The sequence below is a fragment of the Streptomyces spinoverrucosus genome (assembly GCF_015712165.1).
GTDB lineage: Bacteria > Actinomycetota > Actinomycetes > Streptomycetales > Streptomycetaceae > Streptomyces > Streptomyces spinoverrucosus_A.
Window position 1 is genome coordinate 161,975 of sequence record NZ_JADPZX010000003.1, and the last position, 16,913, is coordinate 178,887.

17 protein-coding genes are annotated in these 16,913 nt (G+C 72.4%); 7 read left to right on the forward strand and 10 right to left on the reverse strand.

The annotated features are described in order from the left end of the window. Positions 1-92 precede the first annotated feature (92 nt). From I2W78_RS38260 to I2W78_RS38275, 4 genes are all read right to left on the reverse strand, one after another. Positions 93-449 carry a UBP-type zinc finger domain-containing protein gene (locus I2W78_RS38260; protein WP_196465358.1) on the reverse strand — a complete coding sequence of 119 codons (357 nt, stop codon included), beginning with the start codon at positions 447-449 and terminating at the stop codon, positions 93-95. After that, the gene (locus tag I2W78_RS38265) at positions 446-1,906 is read right to left on the reverse strand and encodes an ATP-binding protein (RefSeq protein ID WP_230887088.1); all 1,461 of its coding nucleotides are present in this window, start codon (positions 1,904-1,906) and stop codon (positions 446-448) included. Before I2W78_RS38265 ends, I2W78_RS38260 begins: the two co-directional genes overlap by 4 nt. Next, a complete protein-coding gene (locus tag I2W78_RS38270) occupies positions 1,903-3,579 on the reverse strand; it encodes an FAD-dependent oxidoreductase (protein WP_196465359.1) in 1,677 nt (558 codons plus the stop codon). Before I2W78_RS38270 ends, I2W78_RS38265 begins: the two co-directional genes overlap by 4 nt. A gap of 121 nt (positions 3,580-3,700) precedes the next feature. After that, positions 3,701-4,054: a VOC family protein gene (locus I2W78_RS38275; protein ID WP_196465360.1), complete on the reverse strand. Its 354-nt coding sequence runs from the start codon at positions 4,052-4,054 to the stop codon at positions 3,701-3,703. Positions 4,055-4,115: 61 nt separating this feature from the next. Here I2W78_RS38275 and I2W78_RS38280 point away from each other — a divergent pair, with 61 nt between their 5' ends. Continuing rightward, positions 4,116-4,985, forward strand: coding sequence for a universal stress protein (locus tag I2W78_RS38280; protein WP_196465361.1), 870 nt, complete (start codon positions 4,116-4,118; stop codon positions 4,983-4,985). Position 4,986: 1 nt separating this feature from the next. On the opposite strand, the gene I2W78_RS38285 is transcribed toward I2W78_RS38280, so the two are convergent. Genes I2W78_RS38285 through I2W78_RS38300 form a run of 4 tightly spaced genes read right to left on the reverse strand, consistent with a single transcriptional unit; the run spans position 4,987 to position 8,902 of the window. After that, positions 4,987-6,222 carry a DUF4032 domain-containing protein gene (locus tag I2W78_RS38285; RefSeq protein ID WP_196465362.1) on the reverse strand — a complete coding sequence of 412 codons (1,236 nt, stop codon included), beginning with the start codon at positions 6,220-6,222 and terminating at the stop codon, positions 4,987-4,989. A gap of 10 nt (positions 6,223-6,232) precedes the next feature. Further along, positions 6,233-6,979 carry an MBL fold metallo-hydrolase gene (locus I2W78_RS38290; protein WP_196465363.1) on the reverse strand — a complete coding sequence of 249 codons (747 nt, stop codon included), beginning with the start codon at positions 6,977-6,979 and terminating at the stop codon, positions 6,233-6,235. Between the two features lie 50 nt (positions 6,980-7,029). Beyond that, positions 7,030-8,214, reverse strand: coding sequence for an acyltransferase family protein (locus tag I2W78_RS38295; RefSeq protein ID WP_196465364.1), 1,185 nt, complete (start codon positions 8,212-8,214; stop codon positions 7,030-7,032). A gap of 58 nt (positions 8,215-8,272) precedes the next feature. Further along, the gene (locus I2W78_RS38300; protein WP_196465365.1) at positions 8,273-8,902 is read right to left on the reverse strand and encodes an alpha-ketoglutarate-dependent dioxygenase AlkB; all 630 of its coding nucleotides are present in this window, start codon (positions 8,900-8,902) and stop codon (positions 8,273-8,275) included. Between the two features lie 129 nt (positions 8,903-9,031). Between I2W78_RS38300 and I2W78_RS38305 the strand changes: the two genes are divergently transcribed. Both I2W78_RS38305 and I2W78_RS38310 read left to right on the forward strand, forming a co-directional pair. Then, positions 9,032-9,655, forward strand: coding sequence for a TetR/AcrR family transcriptional regulator (locus tag I2W78_RS38305; protein ID WP_196465366.1), 624 nt, complete (start codon positions 9,032-9,034; stop codon positions 9,653-9,655). Positions 9,656-9,675: 20 nt separating this feature from the next. Continuing rightward, positions 9,676-11,349, forward strand: a complete 1,674-nt coding sequence (locus tag I2W78_RS38310; protein WP_196465367.1) for an FAD-binding dehydrogenase — start codon at positions 9,676-9,678, stop codon at positions 11,347-11,349. Positions 11,350-11,391: 42 nt separating this feature from the next. Here the strand turns inward: I2W78_RS38310 and I2W78_RS38315 are convergent, their stop codons facing one another. Then, positions 11,392-11,742 (reverse strand): DUF488 domain-containing protein, encoded by a 351-nt coding sequence (locus I2W78_RS38315; RefSeq protein ID WP_196465368.1) that lies wholly within the window; start codon positions 11,740-11,742, stop codon positions 11,392-11,394. A gap of 108 nt (positions 11,743-11,850) precedes the next feature. On the opposite strand from I2W78_RS38315, the gene I2W78_RS38320 reads away from it, so the two are divergent. Both I2W78_RS38320 and I2W78_RS38325 read left to right on the forward strand, forming a co-directional pair. Then, complete coding sequence (locus I2W78_RS38320; protein ID WP_196465369.1) at positions 11,851-12,591, forward strand: hypothetical protein; 741 nt, start codon at positions 11,851-11,853, stop codon at positions 12,589-12,591. A gap of 71 nt (positions 12,592-12,662) precedes the next feature. Continuing rightward, a complete protein-coding gene (locus I2W78_RS38325) occupies positions 12,663-13,112 on the forward strand; it encodes a DUF6098 family protein (protein ID WP_196465370.1) in 450 nt (149 codons plus the stop codon). A gap of 621 nt (positions 13,113-13,733) precedes the next feature. Here the strand turns inward: I2W78_RS38325 and I2W78_RS38330 are convergent. After that, entirely contained in the window at positions 13,734-14,636 is a 903-nt protein-coding gene (locus tag I2W78_RS38330; RefSeq protein WP_196465371.1) for a LysR family transcriptional regulator ArgP, read from the reverse strand. 91 nt (positions 14,637-14,727) lie between these two features. On the opposite strand from I2W78_RS38330, the gene I2W78_RS38335 reads away from it, so the two are divergent. Beyond that, complete coding sequence (locus tag I2W78_RS38335; RefSeq protein WP_196465372.1) at positions 14,728-15,342, forward strand: LysE/ArgO family amino acid transporter; 615 nt, start codon at positions 14,728-14,730, stop codon at positions 15,340-15,342. A 73-nt stretch (positions 15,343-15,415) separates the two neighbouring features. Next, on the forward strand, positions 15,416-16,714 hold the full coding sequence (locus tag I2W78_RS38340) for an MFS transporter (RefSeq protein ID WP_196465373.1): 1,299 nt from the start codon (positions 15,416-15,418) through the stop codon (positions 16,712-16,714). Positions 16,715-16,913: the final 199 nt, after the last annotated feature.

Genomic DNA, 16,913 nt, shown 5'->3' on the forward strand with positions numbered 1-16,913 from the left:
GGCGAGCGGCGGTTCCCCGACCCCGACCCAGACCCAGACTCAGACCCGGACCCCGGCCCTTGGCACGACCCGGACCCACTGGACACGCGCTCTCAGCGTCGCAGCGTCCGAGCCCAATCCTCGGGCACCCGCCCGGCCGGCCCCGGCGACGGCTGGTCGGTGGGATGGCTCACCGGTGGCGCGAGCTCGGGCCCCGACCGGTACGTCTGCTGTGTGGCGAAGTTCCAGAACCACTCCTCGCCCGGCTCGAAACTCCGCATCACCGGATGCCCCGTGGCCTCGTAGTGCGCGGTGGCGTGCTGGGCGGGGGAGGAGTCGCAGCAGCCGATGTGCCCGCACTGGGCGCAGCGGCGCAGGTGGAACCACCACCCCCCGACCTCGTCGCACTCCGCGCATCCGGTGCCGCTGGGCGGGACGCTCGGGTCGATGCCGCTGATGTCGCTGGTCATGCCGACTCCTCGGGGGCCGTCTCGTCCTCGGTGGCGGTGAGCGGAAGCAGCACCTGGAACCGCGTGTCGCCCGGCACGGACTCCACCAGGAGGCTGCCGTGATGCTTGTTGACCACGATCCGCCAGGAGATGTCCAGGCCGAGCCCGGTGCCCTCGCCCACCGGCTTGGTGGTGAAGAAGGGGTCGAAGATACGGTCCCGGATCTCCGGTGCCACCCCGGGACCGGTGTCGCGGAACTCCACCAGCAGCCGGTCGTGGTCGAGTCCCGTCCGAACCGTCAACGCCCCCTCGCCGCCCGCGCTGTTGATCGCGGCGACCGCGTTGTCGATCAGGTTGGTCCACACCTGGTTGAGCTCCGCCGGGTAGGCGGGGATCTTCGGGATCGTACGGTCGTAGTCCTTGACGACCTCGATCCGCGGTCCGATCTTGCCCGACAGCATCAGCAGCGTGCTGTCGAGGAGTTCGTGCACGTCGGCCATCCGGTAGGGGGCGCGGTCGAGCTGCGAGTACTGCTTCGCCGCGTCCACCAGGTGCGAGATCCGGATCGTGGAGTCCTGGATCTCGTCCATCAACAGCTCGGTCTCGACCGTGTAGTTGAGCCAGCCGATGGCGCTCGCCAGAATCTCCTCGTCCACGGCCGCCGCGACCTGGTCCAGCCAGTCGGGGTCGAGACCGGCCTGCACGAAGGTCGGCGCGAGCCGCCAGCCGTCGGAGATGCCGTGGTCGTCGAGCCAGTCGCTGACGGCGTCCTCTCGGTCCGAGGCCTCCAGCGGGCTCAACGCGGGCGCCTTGGCGACGCGTTCGGCCGTGCGCTCCTGGATCTCGATCAGCTCCGCCAGGGCCTCACGGGTGAACGTGCCCGCGGAGATGATGCTGAGCTTGTGCCGCATCTTCGCCACGCGCTCACGCAGCGACGCGGTCGCCCGTACGGCCGCGGCCGCCGGGTTGTTCAGCTCGTGCGTGAGCCCGGCCGACAACGAACCGAGCGCCAGCAGCCGTTCGCGCTGGCCGATCATCCGCTGGGTGGCCTTCGAACCGAAGAACAGCCCCTCCAGCAGGTGGACCGCCATCGGGAACCACTCCCGCATGATGCTCGCGAACGTGTCGGCGGGCAGCACGAAGAACCGGGTCGGCTCGGTGACCCGCATCGAGTTGTTGTAGACCTGCCGGACCCGGTCGCCGATGTACGCCTGCATGGCCCCGGCGTACACGCCGCGCTGCGAGGTGCGGGTGACCTCCACGTCGTCCGCGCCGACCCGCCGGTACAGCGCGACCGTGCCCTCGACCAGCACGTAGAAGCAGGTGGCGGGATCGCCCTCGGTGTACACCGGCCCGGGCTCGAACCGCTCCACCCGCCCCTCCGCGCACAGCCGTCCGAGCTGCTCGGGTGCGAGCTTCTCGAACAGGAACAGGGAGCCGATCTCCTCCGGGTTGCACGGCATCTGCCGACCGCTCATGACTGCTCCAGATAACGGTGGACGAGCATGACGGCCATGGCTCCCTCCCCGACGGCGGACGCGACCCGCTTGGCCGACTCCGCGCGCGCGTCGCCCGCCACGAACACGCCGGGAACGTTGGTCTCCAGGTGGTACGGCGGCCGGTCCAGCTCCCAGTCCGCCGGTGGCCGCCCGTCGGGCGTGAGGTCGGGCCCGGCCAGGATGAACCCGCGCTCGTCGCGCAGCACCGTGCCGTCCAGCCAGTCGGTCAGCGGGGCCGCGCCGATGAACACGAACAGCCACTGCGCGTCGACCAGTTCGGTGTGCCCGCTCGCCGCGTCGCGCAGCGTCAGCTGCTCCAGGTGGTCGGAGCCGTGCGCGGCCTCCACGACCGTGCCGCAGCGCACCGAGATGTTGGGAGCCTGCTCGATCTGCTGGATGAGGTAGTAGGACATCGACGCGGACAGCGAAGCCCCGCGCACCAGCAGGGTGACCGACTTCGCGCCCCGGGCCAGGTACATCGCCGCCTGCCCGGCCGAGTTGGCGCCGCCCACGATGTACACGTCGTGGCCCTGGCAGGCCGACGCCTCGGTCAGCGACGAGCCGTAGTACACCCCGCAGCCGTTCAGTTCGTCGCAGCCCTGGGCGGCCAGCTGCCGGTACTGCACGCCGGTCGCCAGGATCACGCTGTGCGCGGCGATCGCCGAGCCGTCCGAGAACCGTACGACCCGCGCCGCCCCGTTGATCTCCAGTGCCGTCACCTCGCGCGCGGTGAGGATCTCGGCGCCGAACTTCGTGGCCTGCCGCCGCGCCCGGTCGGTGAGCTGCGCGCCCGACACGCCGTCCGGGAAGCCCAGGTAGTTCTCGATCCGCGAGCTCTGCCCGGCCTGCCCGCCGGTCGCCGACCGCTCCACCAGCACCGTCCGCAGCCCCTCCGACGCCCCGTACACGGCCGCGCCGAGCCCGGCCGGGCCGCCGCCGATGACGACCAGGTCGTAGAAGTCGGCGTTCGGCGTCGTCGCCAGTCCCACGTGCGCGGCGAGTTCGGGGGCGTCCGGCTCGACCAGGGGCGTGCCGTCCGGGGTGATCAACAGCGGCAGCCGCTGCCCGTCGGCTCCGGCCGCGGCCAGCAGGCGTCGGCCCTCGGGCTCGTCCGCCGAGTACCAGCGGTACGGCACCTGGTTGCGGGCCAGGAACTCCCGTACGTCCGTGGAGCGCGCCGACCAGCGGTGCCCCACGACCTTGGTGCTGGGCACGGGCCGGTAGTCGCTGCGCCGCCACGCGTCCAGCAGGTCGTCGAGGACCGGGTAGAGCTTCTCCTCGGGCGGGTCCCACGGCTTGAGGAGGTAGTGGTCGAGATCGACGACGTTGATCGCGTCGATCGCCGCGTTGGTGTCCGCGTACGCGGTCAGCAGCACCCGCCGGGCGCCCGGATACACGTCCAGGGCCTGCTCCAGGAACTCGATGCCGTTCATCTGCGGCATGCGGTAGTCGGCCAGGACCACCGCCACCAGGTCGCCGCGCAGCTTCAGCTCACGCAGCGCCTCGAGCGCGGACTCGCCGGACTCCGCGCGCACGATCCGGTACGACGCGCCGTAGCGCCGCCTGAGGTCCCGGGCGACGGCACGGGAGACTCCCGGATCGTCGTCCACGGTCATGATGACGGTCCGCGCTGCCTCGGCGGCCTGTGCCATACGTCTCCCACCCCGAGCGGTCGGTGTCAGGGCACGGCGGCCCCGTCGTCACCGCGCCGGTCCGGCCATCGTATGTTCGTTCGCCCCGTTTCGCTCAGGTGAGGCGGATGAGCAGCACGGTTCAGTGGTGCCGCGACCGCAGGACGCAGAACTCGTTGCCCTCCGGATCCGCGAGCACCACCCACGTCTGCTCGCCCTGGCCGATGTCCGCGTACCGCGCGCCGAGGGCGAGGAGGCGGGTGACCTCGGCCTCCTGGTCGTCGGGGCGGAAGTCGAGGTGGAGGCGGTTCTTGCCGGACTTGCCCTCCGGCACCGGTTCGAAGATCATCCCCGGCAGCCGGTCCGCGGCCGGCCGGATCTCGAAGTCCTCGGTCGTCTCGTTGATCACGACCCAGCCGAGCGCCTCCGCCCACCAGTTCCCCAGGGCGACCGGATCGGCGGCGTCCATGACTACTTGCTCCCATTCGAGGCTCATGTCAGCAGGGTAGGGAAGACTGATCGGTGACGGATGTGACGCGACACGAGGAGGCAGCCGGATGACGCGCCCGATCACCGCAGGGGTCGACGGATCGCAGGAGAGCCTCGCCGCGCTGGCCTGGGCGGGCCGCGAGGCCGTCCGGCGCGGACGGGCGCTGCGGGTGGTGCACGCCTGGCGGTACGAGCCGCACGAGGCCGTCGAGGGCGACCGCCAGACGCAGGCCGGGTGGGTGCGGGACGCCGTGGACGCGGGCGTGCGGACCGTCAGCGGGCGGTACGCCGACCTTGAGGTGACCACCGACATCGTGGAGGGCGACGTCGTCGACACCCTCACCGCTGCGGCGGCCGAGTCCGAGATGCTGGTGCTGGGCTCGCGCGGGCACGGCCGGGTCGTGGGCTTTCTGCTCGGCTCGGTGGGTCAGCAGGTGATCGCCGAGACCGCGCGCCCGGTCGTCCTGGTGCGGTCCGGGGACCGCGCCGCGACCGAGGTGGACGGCCGCGAGATCGTCGTCGGGCAGGAGGGCGAGGCGGAGGACAGCGCGGCCGCGCTGGGGTTCGCGTTCGAGACGGCCGCCGCGCGCGGGGCGACCGTGCGGGCGGTGCGGGCCTGGACGCTGCCGCCGGTGTTCGCCTACAGCCCCGGCTCGCTGAAGCTGCTCGACGAGGCGGGCGGGCCTGAGCCGTACGAGAAGAAGGCGCTGGCCGACGCGTTGCAGCCGTGGCGGGAGCGGTTCCCGGACGTGCCGGTGGTCGAGCAGGTGGAGATGGGCAGCGCGGGGCAGGTGCTGCTGTCGGTGTCCGGGCGGGCCCAGCTGATGGTCGTCGGCCGCCGGGCCCGCCGTACGGCCGTGGGCGCGCGGATCGGGTCGGTGGCGCACGGCGTGCTGCATCACGCGGAGTGCCCGGTGGCGGTCGTACCGCCCGCGTGAGTCAGTCGGACACCGGTGCCTGCAGAGTCTCCCGCGCCCGGGGCAGGATGTTCTCGACGTAGTCCGTGACAGCCGTGTCGAGACCGATGTCGTGCTGCGCCCGCTCGGACAGGTACCAGCGGTGTTCGAGGAGCTGGTGGTAGATCTCGGCCGGGTCCATCGCGCCGCGCAGCTCCGGTGGCACGGCGCGCACGGTCGGCCGGAACACCTCCCGCACCCAGCGGTGCGCGAGCACCTCCGGGCGGGCGGCGAGGGGGTCGCCCGGCGCGTAGTCGTCCTGGGTGGCCATCCAGCTCTCCAGGTCGTTCAGCAGCCGCCGGGCCTGGTTCTCCTCGGTGTCCAGCCCGGTCAGCCGCAGCAACTGCCGCTGGTGGTGGCCCGCGTCGACGACCTTCGGCACAAAGGTGACGGTGTCGCCGTTCGAGGAGTGCTGGATCTGCATCTCGGCCACGTCGAAACCGAGGTCGTTCAGGCGGCGTATCCGGCGCTCTATGTAGTGGTACTTGCCCGCCGGGTAGACCGAGGTGCGGGTCAGCTCCTGCCACAGGTCGTGGTAGCGGGCGCAGATCTCCGTGCCGAACTCGATCGGGTCGACCGACGGGTGCAGCGCGCCGGACGCCTCCAGGTCGAGCAGCTCCCCGCTGATGTTGACGCGGGCGAGGTCGAGGTCGTAGTCGCGCTGGCCGTCGCTGAGGCGGGAGTGCAGCTCACCGGTCTCGGCGTCGACGAGGTAGGCGGCGTAGGCGCCGGCGTCCCGGCGGAACAGGGTGTTGGACAGCGAGCAGTCGCCCCACGCGAACCCGGCCAGGTGCAGCCGCACCAGCAGCACCGCCAGCGCGTCCATCAGCCGGTGCATGGTCGTCGGGCGCATGGTCGTCTCGAACATCGACCGGTACGGCATCGAGCCGCCCAGATGCCGGGTGATCAGCACCGACTCCAGCGGGCCGCCGTCCGCGTCCGTGCGGCCGGTGACCACGGCGAGGGCGTCCACCGCGGGGATGCCGAGCCGGTCCAGGTCGCGCAGCAGCTCGTACTCGCGCAGGGCGGGCCGCTGCGCGAGCTCCTTGACGGCGACGACCTCGCCGCCCGCGCGGGCGTAGCGCACCACGTGCCGGGAGATACCGCGGGGCAGCGGCACGAGGTGCTCCTCGGGCCACTTCTCCAGCGGCACGTCCCAGGGCAGCTCCAGCAGGAGCGTGGGGTGTTCCGGGTTGGTGGCGCTGATCTGCAAAGCCATGGCGGTGAGCCTAGAGGGCCCGTTCCCGCGCCTGGCGGGCGGCGTCGGGCACGGAACCCCGGTGGACCGGCCCGTGCCCGGGCAGCAGGACGTCTGCCGCCAGCTCCTCGATCAGCCGCAGCGAGGCCAGGGCCCGGGCGCGCTCGTGGTGGAACATCTCGGGCAGCAGCTGCGGGCCCTTGATCCGCGACGTCGCGTGCCCGCTGACCAGTGCGTCACCGGAGATCACGACCCCGGCCCGAGGCAGATGGAACACCGAGTGCCCGGCGGTGTGGCCGGGGGTGTGCACGGGCACCGGACGCCCCGGCAGATCCAGCGGCCCCGCCGCCGGGAACGGCTCGGGCGAGGTCACCGGCACGTGCGCGGTGCCGCCCGACCGGATGGCGTGCACCGCCCACGGCAGCACACCCGGACGCCAGCCGTTGCGCAGTACCCGGCCCACGGACACCTGGTGCAGGAACTCCCGGCGCGCGTGCGGCACTTCCGCCTCGTGCAGGTACACCGGCGTGCCGTACGTCTCGCGCAGGTACTCCGCCGAGCCGAGGTGATCGTTGTGGGCGTGGGTGATCAGCACCGCCGCGACCGCCTCCGGCGAACTCCCCACCGCCGCGAGGGAGTCGAGGAGCTGCCGCCGGTCCCCGAGATAGCCGGTGTCGACCAGTGTGACGGCGTCCCCGTCCTTGAGGATCACCCAGTTGGTGTTGCTGCCGTGCACCAGATAGGCGCCGTCGGCGACTTGCTGCACATCTGCCCGCATGATCGTCCCGCATGGTGAGGTCCGCGCCCGACGTGGGTCAGCACAGCAGATCAGGAAACCGGTTTCACCGGAAGGGCCGTCCGCATTCCGAACAGGAACCGTGTCACCCGCGTCCGCCGCACCCCGAACTCGTACACCAGCAGGATCACCGCGAGCGAGGCGGCCACGATCACGACGTACTTGACCGCCATCGGCGCGTCCCACCCCACCACGCCGTACGCGAAGGCGACCACGACCGGCTGGTGCAGCACGTACAGCGGCAGCGCGGCGAAGGCGAAGTACGCCCACGCCCCGGACCCGCGGCCGGACCGCGCCGCACGCTTGCGGGGCCGGTCCAGCAGCCCCAGGATCGCCACCACCCAGCACCACCCCGCCGCCCCGAACAGCGCCCGCGTGAACAGCGCGAACGGGGTCCACGCGGTGAACGGGTCGTCGATCGTGACGAACCCCGGCGCGGTCCCCGCGAACAGCGCCAACCCGAGCACGCCGACCGGCACGGCGAGACGGCGCGTCGCCGCGCGGGCCCGCTCGTCGTCGGCGAGGGCGAAGCCGTAGAGGAAGAACAGCAGATAGGCCCATCGGTGCCAGCCCGCGAAGCTCTCCTCCATGCCGAGCAGGGCGTTGATCGCGGCGAGCGGCAGGGCGGGCAACAGCAGCATCAGCGGCCGGCGCGCCACCGCCGCCCCCGCCCGATCGGCGCTCGCCGCGAACGGCGCGGCGACCGGGGCGAGGAGCAGGCAGAAGACGAGCAGCAGGACCACGAACCACAGGTGGCCGGTCTCGAAGTGCTCGCCCTCCAGGACGAAGGGGAAGTCGGCGGGATCGGGACGGACGTCGAAGAAGCGCGGCCAGAAGTGCCAGTACGACTCGTCGTAACCGGGGTCGGCGGCGCGCAGCCGCAGCCACTGCGGGACCGGGACGAGCGCCAGGGTCGCGAAGACCAGCGGCACGCCGAGGCGGACCAGACGTTCGCGGGCGAAGCCGCCGGGGCCGCGCCGGCGGATGGAGTGCCGGGCGCCGAGCCCCGCGACCAGGAACAGCATGGGCATCGCCCACACCACGCCGAACCCGGCGACGACGGTCACGACGTCGGTGGTCCGCGCGTTCTTGACGTAGAAGTCGTCGTCGGGGGAGAAGACCAGCGCGGCGTGGAAGAACACCAGGCCGAGCACGACGAGCGCCCGCAGGATGTCCAGCTCACCGCGCCGCGGCCGTTCCGATTCCGTCGTGGCCATCGAGACCCCCGCCCCAGTGTGGGGGGAGGCCGCGCGGGGACGACATGGTTCCGCGGGCTCAGTTCACGCCGTGCGGGCGGAACTGGATGCTGATCCGTGGCCCCGCCGCCCGCGTGGACTTCGGTACGCAGTGCTCCCACGTCCGCTGGCAGGAGCCGCCCATCACGATCAGGTCGCCGTGCCCGAGCGGGCGGCGGACGGTCTCGCCGCCGCCGTGCATCGGACGCAGCAGCAGGTAACGGGGTGCGCCGACGGAGAGGATCGCGACCATCGTGTCCTCGCGGGCGCCGCGCCCGATCCGGTCGCCGTGCCAGGCGACGCTGTCCCGTCCGTCGCGGTAGTAGCACAGCCCCGCCGTGGCGAACGGCTCGCCCAACTCCTTGGCGTAGTGCGCGGACAGCGCGTCCCGCGCCTCGGCCAGCACCGGGTGCGGCAGCGGGTCGTCCGCGTGGTAGTACGCCAGCAGCCGAGGCACGTCGACGACGTGGTCGTACATCTTGCGGCGCTCGGCCCGCCACGGCACCTCGGCCGCCAGCTGTTCGAACAGCGCGTCGGACCCGCTCAGCCACCCCGGCAGTACGTCGATCCAGGCGCCGGAGCCGAGCGCGGTGCGGCGCAGCCCGTCCAGCGGGCCGAGCCGGACCTCGTCGGTCTGGTCGAAGAGCGAGCCCTGGAGGTGCGTGGTCATGCCCTCAGCGTAACGCTCATTCGAATATGTGTTCCATGTGATGGTCGAGTCGCCGGCATCCGATGTGTCACGGCCCTTTGGATACATTGCTGTATCGGATACATTCGCGTATCGAACGGAGGGCCGGACATGGAGCGAACAGCCGGGCGGGTGACCAGGCGCCGGGTCCGCACCCGCGCCAACCTCCTGGACGCCGCGTTCGAGGTGTTCGCGGCCAAGGGCTTCGGGCGGGTGTCGATCGAGGAGGTCTGCGAGGCCGCCGGGTACAGCCGGGGCGCCTTCTACTCCAACTTCGCCAGCCTGGACGAGCTGTTCTTCGCCCTCTACCGGCAGCGGGCCGAGCTGATCGCCGAGCAGGTCTCCGGGGCGCTCGCCCAGGACGGACCGGACCTCGACGTGCCCGCCGCCGTCGACCGGGTCACCGAGGTGCTGCTCCTCGACCTGGACTGGCTGTTGGTCAAGACCGACTTCCTGGTGCACGCCGCCCGCGACCCGGCGGTGGCGCAGACCCTGCTGGAACACCGGGCCCGGCTGCGCGGCGCGATCGCCGAACGGCTCGCCCGGGCAGTCCCGAGCCGCACCGAACTGCCCGCCGTACTGGGCGACATCGACGCCGCCGCCCACGCGGTGGTCGCCGCGTACGACGGAGTCACCACCCAACTGCTGCTGGACAAGGACGTCGAGCACGCGCGCGTGTGGCTCAAGCAACTGCTCACCGCGCTGCTGACCGACGGCAGCCGCACCCCCGAATGAGTGAGGAAGGGACGATCGCCATGGATGCCGACGTCATCGTCGTCGGAGCGGGCCTGGCCGGACTGGTCGCCGCGCACGAACTCACCAGCCGGGGCCGCCGCGTCGCACTGGTCGACCAGGAGAACGCCGCCAACCTCGGCGGGCAGGCCTTCTGGTCCTTCGGCGGGCTGTTCCTCGTCGACTCGCCGGAGCAGCGGCGCCTCGGCGTGAAGGACTCCCTCGACCTCGCCTGGAACGACTGGCAGGGCAGCGCCGGGTTCGACCGGCTGGACGACGAGGACTCCTGGGCGGTGCGCTGGGCGCGCGCCTACGTCGAGTTCGCGGCCGGGGAGAAGCGGTCCTGGCTGGAGGGGCACGGCATCAAGTTCCTGCCCACGGTCGGCTGGGCCGAGCGCGGCGACCTGCGCGCCCACGGGCACGGAAACTCCGTGCCCCGCTTCCACATCGCCTGGGGCACGGGCACGGGAGTCGTGGAGCCGTTCGTGCGGTACGCCAGACAGGCCGCCCGCGACGGGCTGCTGACCTTCCACCACCGCCATCGGGTCGACCGGCTCGTCATCGAGGACGGCACCGCCCGCGGCGTGGGCGGCACAGTGCTGGCCGACGACAACTCCCCGCGCGGCGTCGCCTCCAACCGCGACCCGATCGGAGACTTCGAACTCACCGCCCAGGCGGTGATCGTCACCACCGGCGGCATCGGCGCCAACCACGAGATCGTCCGCCGCTACTGGCCCGAACGGCTCGGCACCCCGCCCGCCGAGATGGTCACGGGCGTCCCGGCGTACGTCGACGGCCGCATGCTCGACATCAGCGCCGAGGCGGGGGTACGGCTGGTCAACCGCGACCGCATGTGGCACTACACCGAGGGCCTGCGCAACTGGGACCCGATCTGGCCCGGCCACGGCATCCGCATCCTGCCCGGCCCGTCCTCGATGTGGTTCGACGCCCTCGGCCGCCGGCTGCCCGACCCCTGCCTGCCCGGCTACGACACCCTCAACACGCTCAAGCACCTGCGCGCCACCGAGGACATCGCCGGCCACGACCACTCCTGGTTCATCCTCACCCAGCGGATCATCGAGAAGGAGTTCGCGCTGTCGGGCTCCGAGCAGAACCCCGACATCACCGCCAAGGACCGCAAGGCGTTCCTGCGTGAACGCGTCCTCGGCAAGGGCGCGCCCGGCCCGGTGGCGGCCTTCCTGCGCAACGGCGCCGACTTCGTGACCGCCCCCACCCTCGAACAACTCGTCGAGAAGATGAACGGCCTGACCGACAAGCCGCTCCTCGACGCCGAGGTGATCCGACGCCAGATCGAGGGCCGCGACCTGCAGATCGTCAACCCCTACAGCAAGGACGCCCAGGTGCAGGGCATTCGCAACGCCCGCCGCTACATCGGCGACCGCCTCGGCCGCGTCGCCACCCCGCACCGCATCCTCGACCCGGCGGCCGGGCCCCTGATCGGCGTCAAGCTGCACGTCCTGACCCGCAAGACGCTCGGCGGCATCCAGACCGACCTCGACTCGCGAGCCCTCGGCGTCGACGGGCAGCCCGTCGACGGGCTGTACGCGGCGGGCGAGGTGGCCGGCTTCGGCGGGGGCGGCGTGCACGGCTACAACGCCCTGGAGGGCACCTTCCTCGGCGGCTGCCTCTTCTCCGGGCGTGCGGCGGGGCGGGCGGCCGCACGGCAGAGCGGCTGAGGCACTGAGCGGCTGAGCGCAGCCGAGGGCGGGCCCGCTTCCTCAGGACTGAAGGAGGCGGGCCAGCACCGTCGCGTGGCCGGATTCCAGGTTCTTCGAGGCCGTCACCAGCGTCACCGTGCCCTTGTCCGCCAACTCCCTTACGTATTCCAGGAGTTCGGCCGCCTCGGGTTCGGCCAGCTCCGCCTCGTACCGGCGCGCGAACTCCTCCTGCGACCCCTCGCCCGCGTGGTACCAGCGGCGCAGCTCGGTGGACGGCGTGATCTCCTTGGGCCACTCGTCCACACGGGCCTCGTCCTTGGCCAGGCCGCGCGGCCACAGCCGGTCGACCAGGACTCGCACGCCGTCCTCGGATTCCGGGGGTTCGTAGACTCGGCGGACACGAACACTCATCGGGAAGCCTTTCGAATGGGGAGAGGTGTGACGGGAGCGTACGCCGGGCGGGTGGACGGAGCCGTGGAACCCGACGGGTTCCTCACCTGTGTCGGCCAAGGTCGACACATGATCAGACGCACCTGCTGGTTCCTGCTGCCCGCCGCCCTGTTCCTCACCGCGTGCGGCGCCCAGGGCACGGACAAGGCACCCGCGAACGGGCCGGTCGCCTCCGAGGCCAAGGCGCCCGGGCCCGGCCCCGAGCACTCCCTCGGCACCGGCCCTCGGCAACTGCCCGGGCTCGGCCCCGTCACCCGGGCCCAGGTGCCCGCCGACGCACGTCAGGCCGTCGTGGTGACCGGCCACGACAGGAACTCCCCGGACTCCAAGGCCGTCCTGTACGAGCGCACGCCGGCCGGCTGGCAGATGCGCAGAAGCTGGCCCGCGCACAACGCGCTCCACGGCTGGACCGAGCACCACCGGCTCGGTGACCTGCGCTCACCCATCGGCGTGTACACCCTCACCGACGCCGGCGGGCTGCTTCCCGATCCCGGGACCCGGATGCCGTACGACCACTCGACCGCGTTCACGGCGACGGGTTCCGGTTTCGAGGGCGAGCCGCTAACCGGCTCCTTCGACTACGTGGTCGCCATCGACTACAACCGCCGACCCGGCACCTCGCCCCTCGACTGGACCCGGCCGCTCGGCTCCGAACGCGGCGGCGGCATCTGGTTCCACGTCGACCACGGCGGGCCCACCCAGGCCTGCGTCAGCCTCGGCCGGGCCCACATGAGGGAGCTGCTGCGGTCGCTGGACCCCGACCGGCACCCCGTGGTGGTCATGGGAGACGCCGCCTCGCTGGCCCGCTGAACGCCGGCGCCGATTCCGTTTGCCGCACTGGGGTACTGCGGTCGCCGGACGCCGAGGAGGGAGGCCCCGCCATGAGCGCACCGGACGACCTGCCGGTCGTACGCACCCTCGCCGAGCTCGCCGGGCTGGTCGAACGGCACCAGGGCCTGTACGTCCGCTGGTCACGCGGCCCCGAGACCGACCTTCCGTCGGTCTCCAGCACCGACGACCTCACCGGCGTTCCGATGACAGGCCTGTCGGCCAACCCGCTGGACGTCGAGGAGTGGTGGCAGGGGCGGCCGGTGGAGCTGTGGGTGGCACGCAGGCTGTACGACTACGCCCACCTGCCGCACGAGAAGGGCCCCGGCGTCCGCCCCTGGGTGCTCAAGGGGCGGGAGCGGGGCCGCGGGCCGGACAACGAGCCGCTGGTGGCGGACGTCCGACCGCTGCGCTGGGTGGAGGACCGGGTGATCGAGGAGGCCCGGGCGCAGGTGCAACGCCAGGAAAACACCTGGGGCCCACTACGGCGGACGGGGCGCTGACGCCGGGGGTGCCCCGGCCGGAGTGCCTCGGGGTGGGGGTGGTGATGCTGCGGGGTCGCGCCTGGCGGGTGTGGTTGGGGGTGGGGTGGTGATGGTGCGGGGGCGCGCCAGCGGGTGTGGTTGGGGGTGGGGGTGGTGATGGTGTGGGGCTCCACCGGCGGGTGTGGTTGGGGGTGGGGTGGCGATGCTGCGGGGTCGCGCCAGCGGGTGTGGTTGGGGTGGGGGTGGTGATGGTGTGGGGCTCCACCGGCGGGTGTGCTTCGGGGGCGGGGGTGGTGATGCTGCGGGGTCGCGCCTGGCGGGTGTGGTTGGGGGTGGGGGTGGTGATGCTGCGGGGGTCGCGCCTGGCGGGTGTGCTTCGGGGCGGGGGTGTGATGGTGCGGGGCCCCCACCGGCGGTTGTGTTTCGGGGGAGGGGGCGGTGATGCTGCGAGGGCCGCGCCCGGTGGCTGTGCTTCGAGCCGGGGTGGTGGTGCGGGGTCGTCCCTGGCGGTTGTGCTTCGGGGGCGGTGGCGGTGACGCTGCGGGCCCCACCGGAGGGTGTGCTTCGAGGGAGGGGCGGTGATGCTGCGGGTCGCCTGGGCCGGTGTGTTTCGGGGGAGGGGCTGGTGATGCCTCTGGGTCACCCCGGGCGGAGTGCCCGCGCGGCCGCCGTCGTCACTGCCTGCGCCACCGCCGCCAGCGCGGGCGAGTCCAGCTTCCACTGCTGCCAATACAGCGGCACGTCCACCGCGCGGTCGGGCGCCAGGTGCACCAGGCGGCCCGAGGCCAGCAGCGGCTCGGCCTGGACCTCCGGGACCACGCCCCAGCCGAGGCCTGCCGCGACGGCCTCGACGAAGCCGTCCGAGGTGGGCACGAAGTGCCGTACGGTGCTCGCACCGCCACTGCCGCGCCGCAGCCGGCGTACGAACGCGTCCTGGAGGTCGTCGCGGCGGTCGAAGACCACGACCGGCGCGTCCGGGAGCCTCTCGCGCAGCGGTCCGTCCAGATGCCGCTCGGCGAAGTCGGGGCGGGCCGCGGCAAGGTACCGCATGACGCCGAGCGAACGCACCGAGCAGCCCGGCACGGGCATCGACGACGACGTCACCGCGGCCATCACCCGGCCCTCGCGCAACAGCGCAGCCGTGTGGTCCTGGTCCTCGCGGCGCAGTTCGAAGCAGAGCCGCAGCTCCTCGGGGACCCGGGTGAGCGCCGGAAGGAACCAGGTCGCCAGCGAGTCGGAGTTCACCGCGACGGACACCCGGGTCGCCTCCCCGGCACCACTCATGCCGAGGTCGGCGCGCGCGTCCAGCTCCAGCCGGGCCAGCTGACGCGCCAGCCGCACCACGACCTCGCCCGACTCCGTCGGCCGCACCGGCTTCGTCCGCATCAGCAGAATCCGCCCGGTGCGCTGCTCCAGGGCCTTGACCCGCTGACTGACCGCCGAGGGCGTCACGTGCAGCGCCACGGCGGCCGCCTCGAAGGTGCCCTCGTCGACGACCGCCAGCAGGGTACGCACCTGGTCGAGAGGAAGCTCCGTCACCACTGCACCCCGTTCCGCGCCGCATTAGTTGTGCTAAGGGTACGTAAGAATCTTTAGCTGTACGCCCACTGATCGTTTCCGTAGCGTCAATGGCATGTCCCACGCTCTCTCCGCCGCGGCCGCAGGATTCGGCACCGGCCTCTCCCTCATCGTCGCCATCGGCGCCCAGAACGCCTTCGTCCTGCGTCAGGGCATCCGCCGCGAGGCCGTCCTCGCCGTGGTCGGCATCTGCGCGCTCTCCGACGCCGCCCTGATCGCCCTCGGTGTCGGCGGGGTCGGCGCGGTGGTGGTGGCCTGGCCGGGCGCGCTGACCGTGGTGGGCTGGATCGGCGGCGCCTTCCTGCTCTGCTACGGCGCCCTGGCCGCCCGGCGGGTCGTGAAACCCCAGGGGGCGCTGCGCGCCGAGGGGGAGACCGCCGGGTCGCGCCGGCGGGCGGTGCTCACCTGTCTGGCGATGACCTGGCTCAACCCGCACGTCTACCTCGACACCGTCTTCCTGCTGGGCTCGCTCGCCGCCGACCAGGGCGCGCTGCGCTGGACGTTCGGGATCGGTGCCGTGACGGCCAGCCTGTGCTGGTTCGCAGCGCTCGGCTTCGGCGCCCGGCTGCTCAGCCGCTGGCTGGCCAAACCGGCCGCCTGGCGGGTGCTGGACGGACTGGTCGCGGCAACCATGATCGTCCTCGGTGTCACGCTCATCGCCGGGAGCTGAGCGGAGGCACTCGAACGGAGCTGCGATAGTGATCCACGGTTCCGAAAAGATGTAACGAGCAACCGGGAAGCGCGTGGACACCAGCGAGAGCAGCACCGAGCACCCCACGGACGATCCCGCCCCCGCCGAGCCGCCCCGGCGCGGCTGGCGGCGCTGGGCGATGGACACCCGCCCCCTGCGCCGCCCGGCCTACCGTCGGCTGTGGGCCTCGACCGTCGTCACCGCCGTCGGCAGCCAGCTGACCGCCGTCGCGGTGCCCAAGCAGATCTACGACATCACGGGCTCCTCGGCCTGGGTCGGCTACGCGAGCCTCGCCGGTCTGCTGCCGCTGGTCGTGTTCGCGCTGTGGGGCGGCGCGGTCGCCGACAGCATGGACCGGCGCAAGCTGCTGCTGATCACCAACAGCGGCATCGCCGTCACCTCGGTGCTGTTCTGGCTCCAGGCCGCCACCGGCCTCGACTCGGTCGTCGTCCTGATGGTCCTGCTCGCCGCCCAGCAGGCCTTCTTCGGCCTGAACGCCCCGGCCCGCAGCGCCTCCATCGCCCGGCTGGTCCCTGCCCACGAACTGTCCGCCGCGAGCGCCCTCGGCTCGACGGTGATGCAGACCGGCCTGGTCGCGGGTCCGCTGCTCGCCGGTGCCCTCATCCCGGTCATCGGCCTGCCCGAGCTGTATCTCATCGACGCCCTGGCCCTGTGCGTCGCCGTCTGGGCGGTGCTGCGGCTGCCCGCGCTGCCGCCGAGCGCGGCTACGGTGGCGCGGCGCGCCGGGGTGCGGGAGATCGTGGCGGGCTTCCGCTACATCGCGCTGCACAAGGTGCTGCTGCTGTCCTTCCTCGCCGACATCGTGGCGATGGTCCTCGGCATGCCCCGGGCCCTGTTCCCGCAGCTTGCGGCCGAGACATACGCCCCGTACGGCGAGGGTCTCGCGCTCGGTCTGCTGTTCGCGGCGATCCCGATCGGCGCGGTGGCGGGCGGGCTGTTCTCCGGCACCTTCTCCAGGGCCCGGCGGCACGGCTGGATGGTGATCGGCGCGGTCGCCGCCTGGGGCGTCGCGATCACCGGCTTCGGGCTGAGCACCAGCCTCTGGGTCGCGGTGGCGTTCCTGGCCGCCGCCGGTGTCGCCGACATGGTCTCGATGGTGTTCCGGGGCGCGATCCTGCTGTCCGCCGCGACCGACGAGATGCGCGGCCGGATGCAGGGCGTCTTCACGGTCGTCGTCGCGGGCGGCCCCCGGCTCGCCGACGTCCTGCACGGCACGGCCGGCTCGGCCTTCGGCCCGCGCACGGCGGTCGTGGGCGGCGGCGTACTGGTCATCGCCACGATGCTGACCCTGGCAGCGGCGGTACCGGACCTGCGGCGCTATCGCGTGTGACGGCCGCGGCGGTACCGGACCTGCGGCGCTATCGCGTGTGACGGCCGCGGCGGTACCGGACCCCGCGCCGCTATCGCGTCCGACGGCCGATCCGGCCTGGAATGTGCGGCTCCGCGGCAATGGGGGTCCTCCGCCCGAGCGGATTCGAGAGCCGGGGGAGGGACCAGCCACGACGCGCCCGAGTTGGTGTACCGGACTG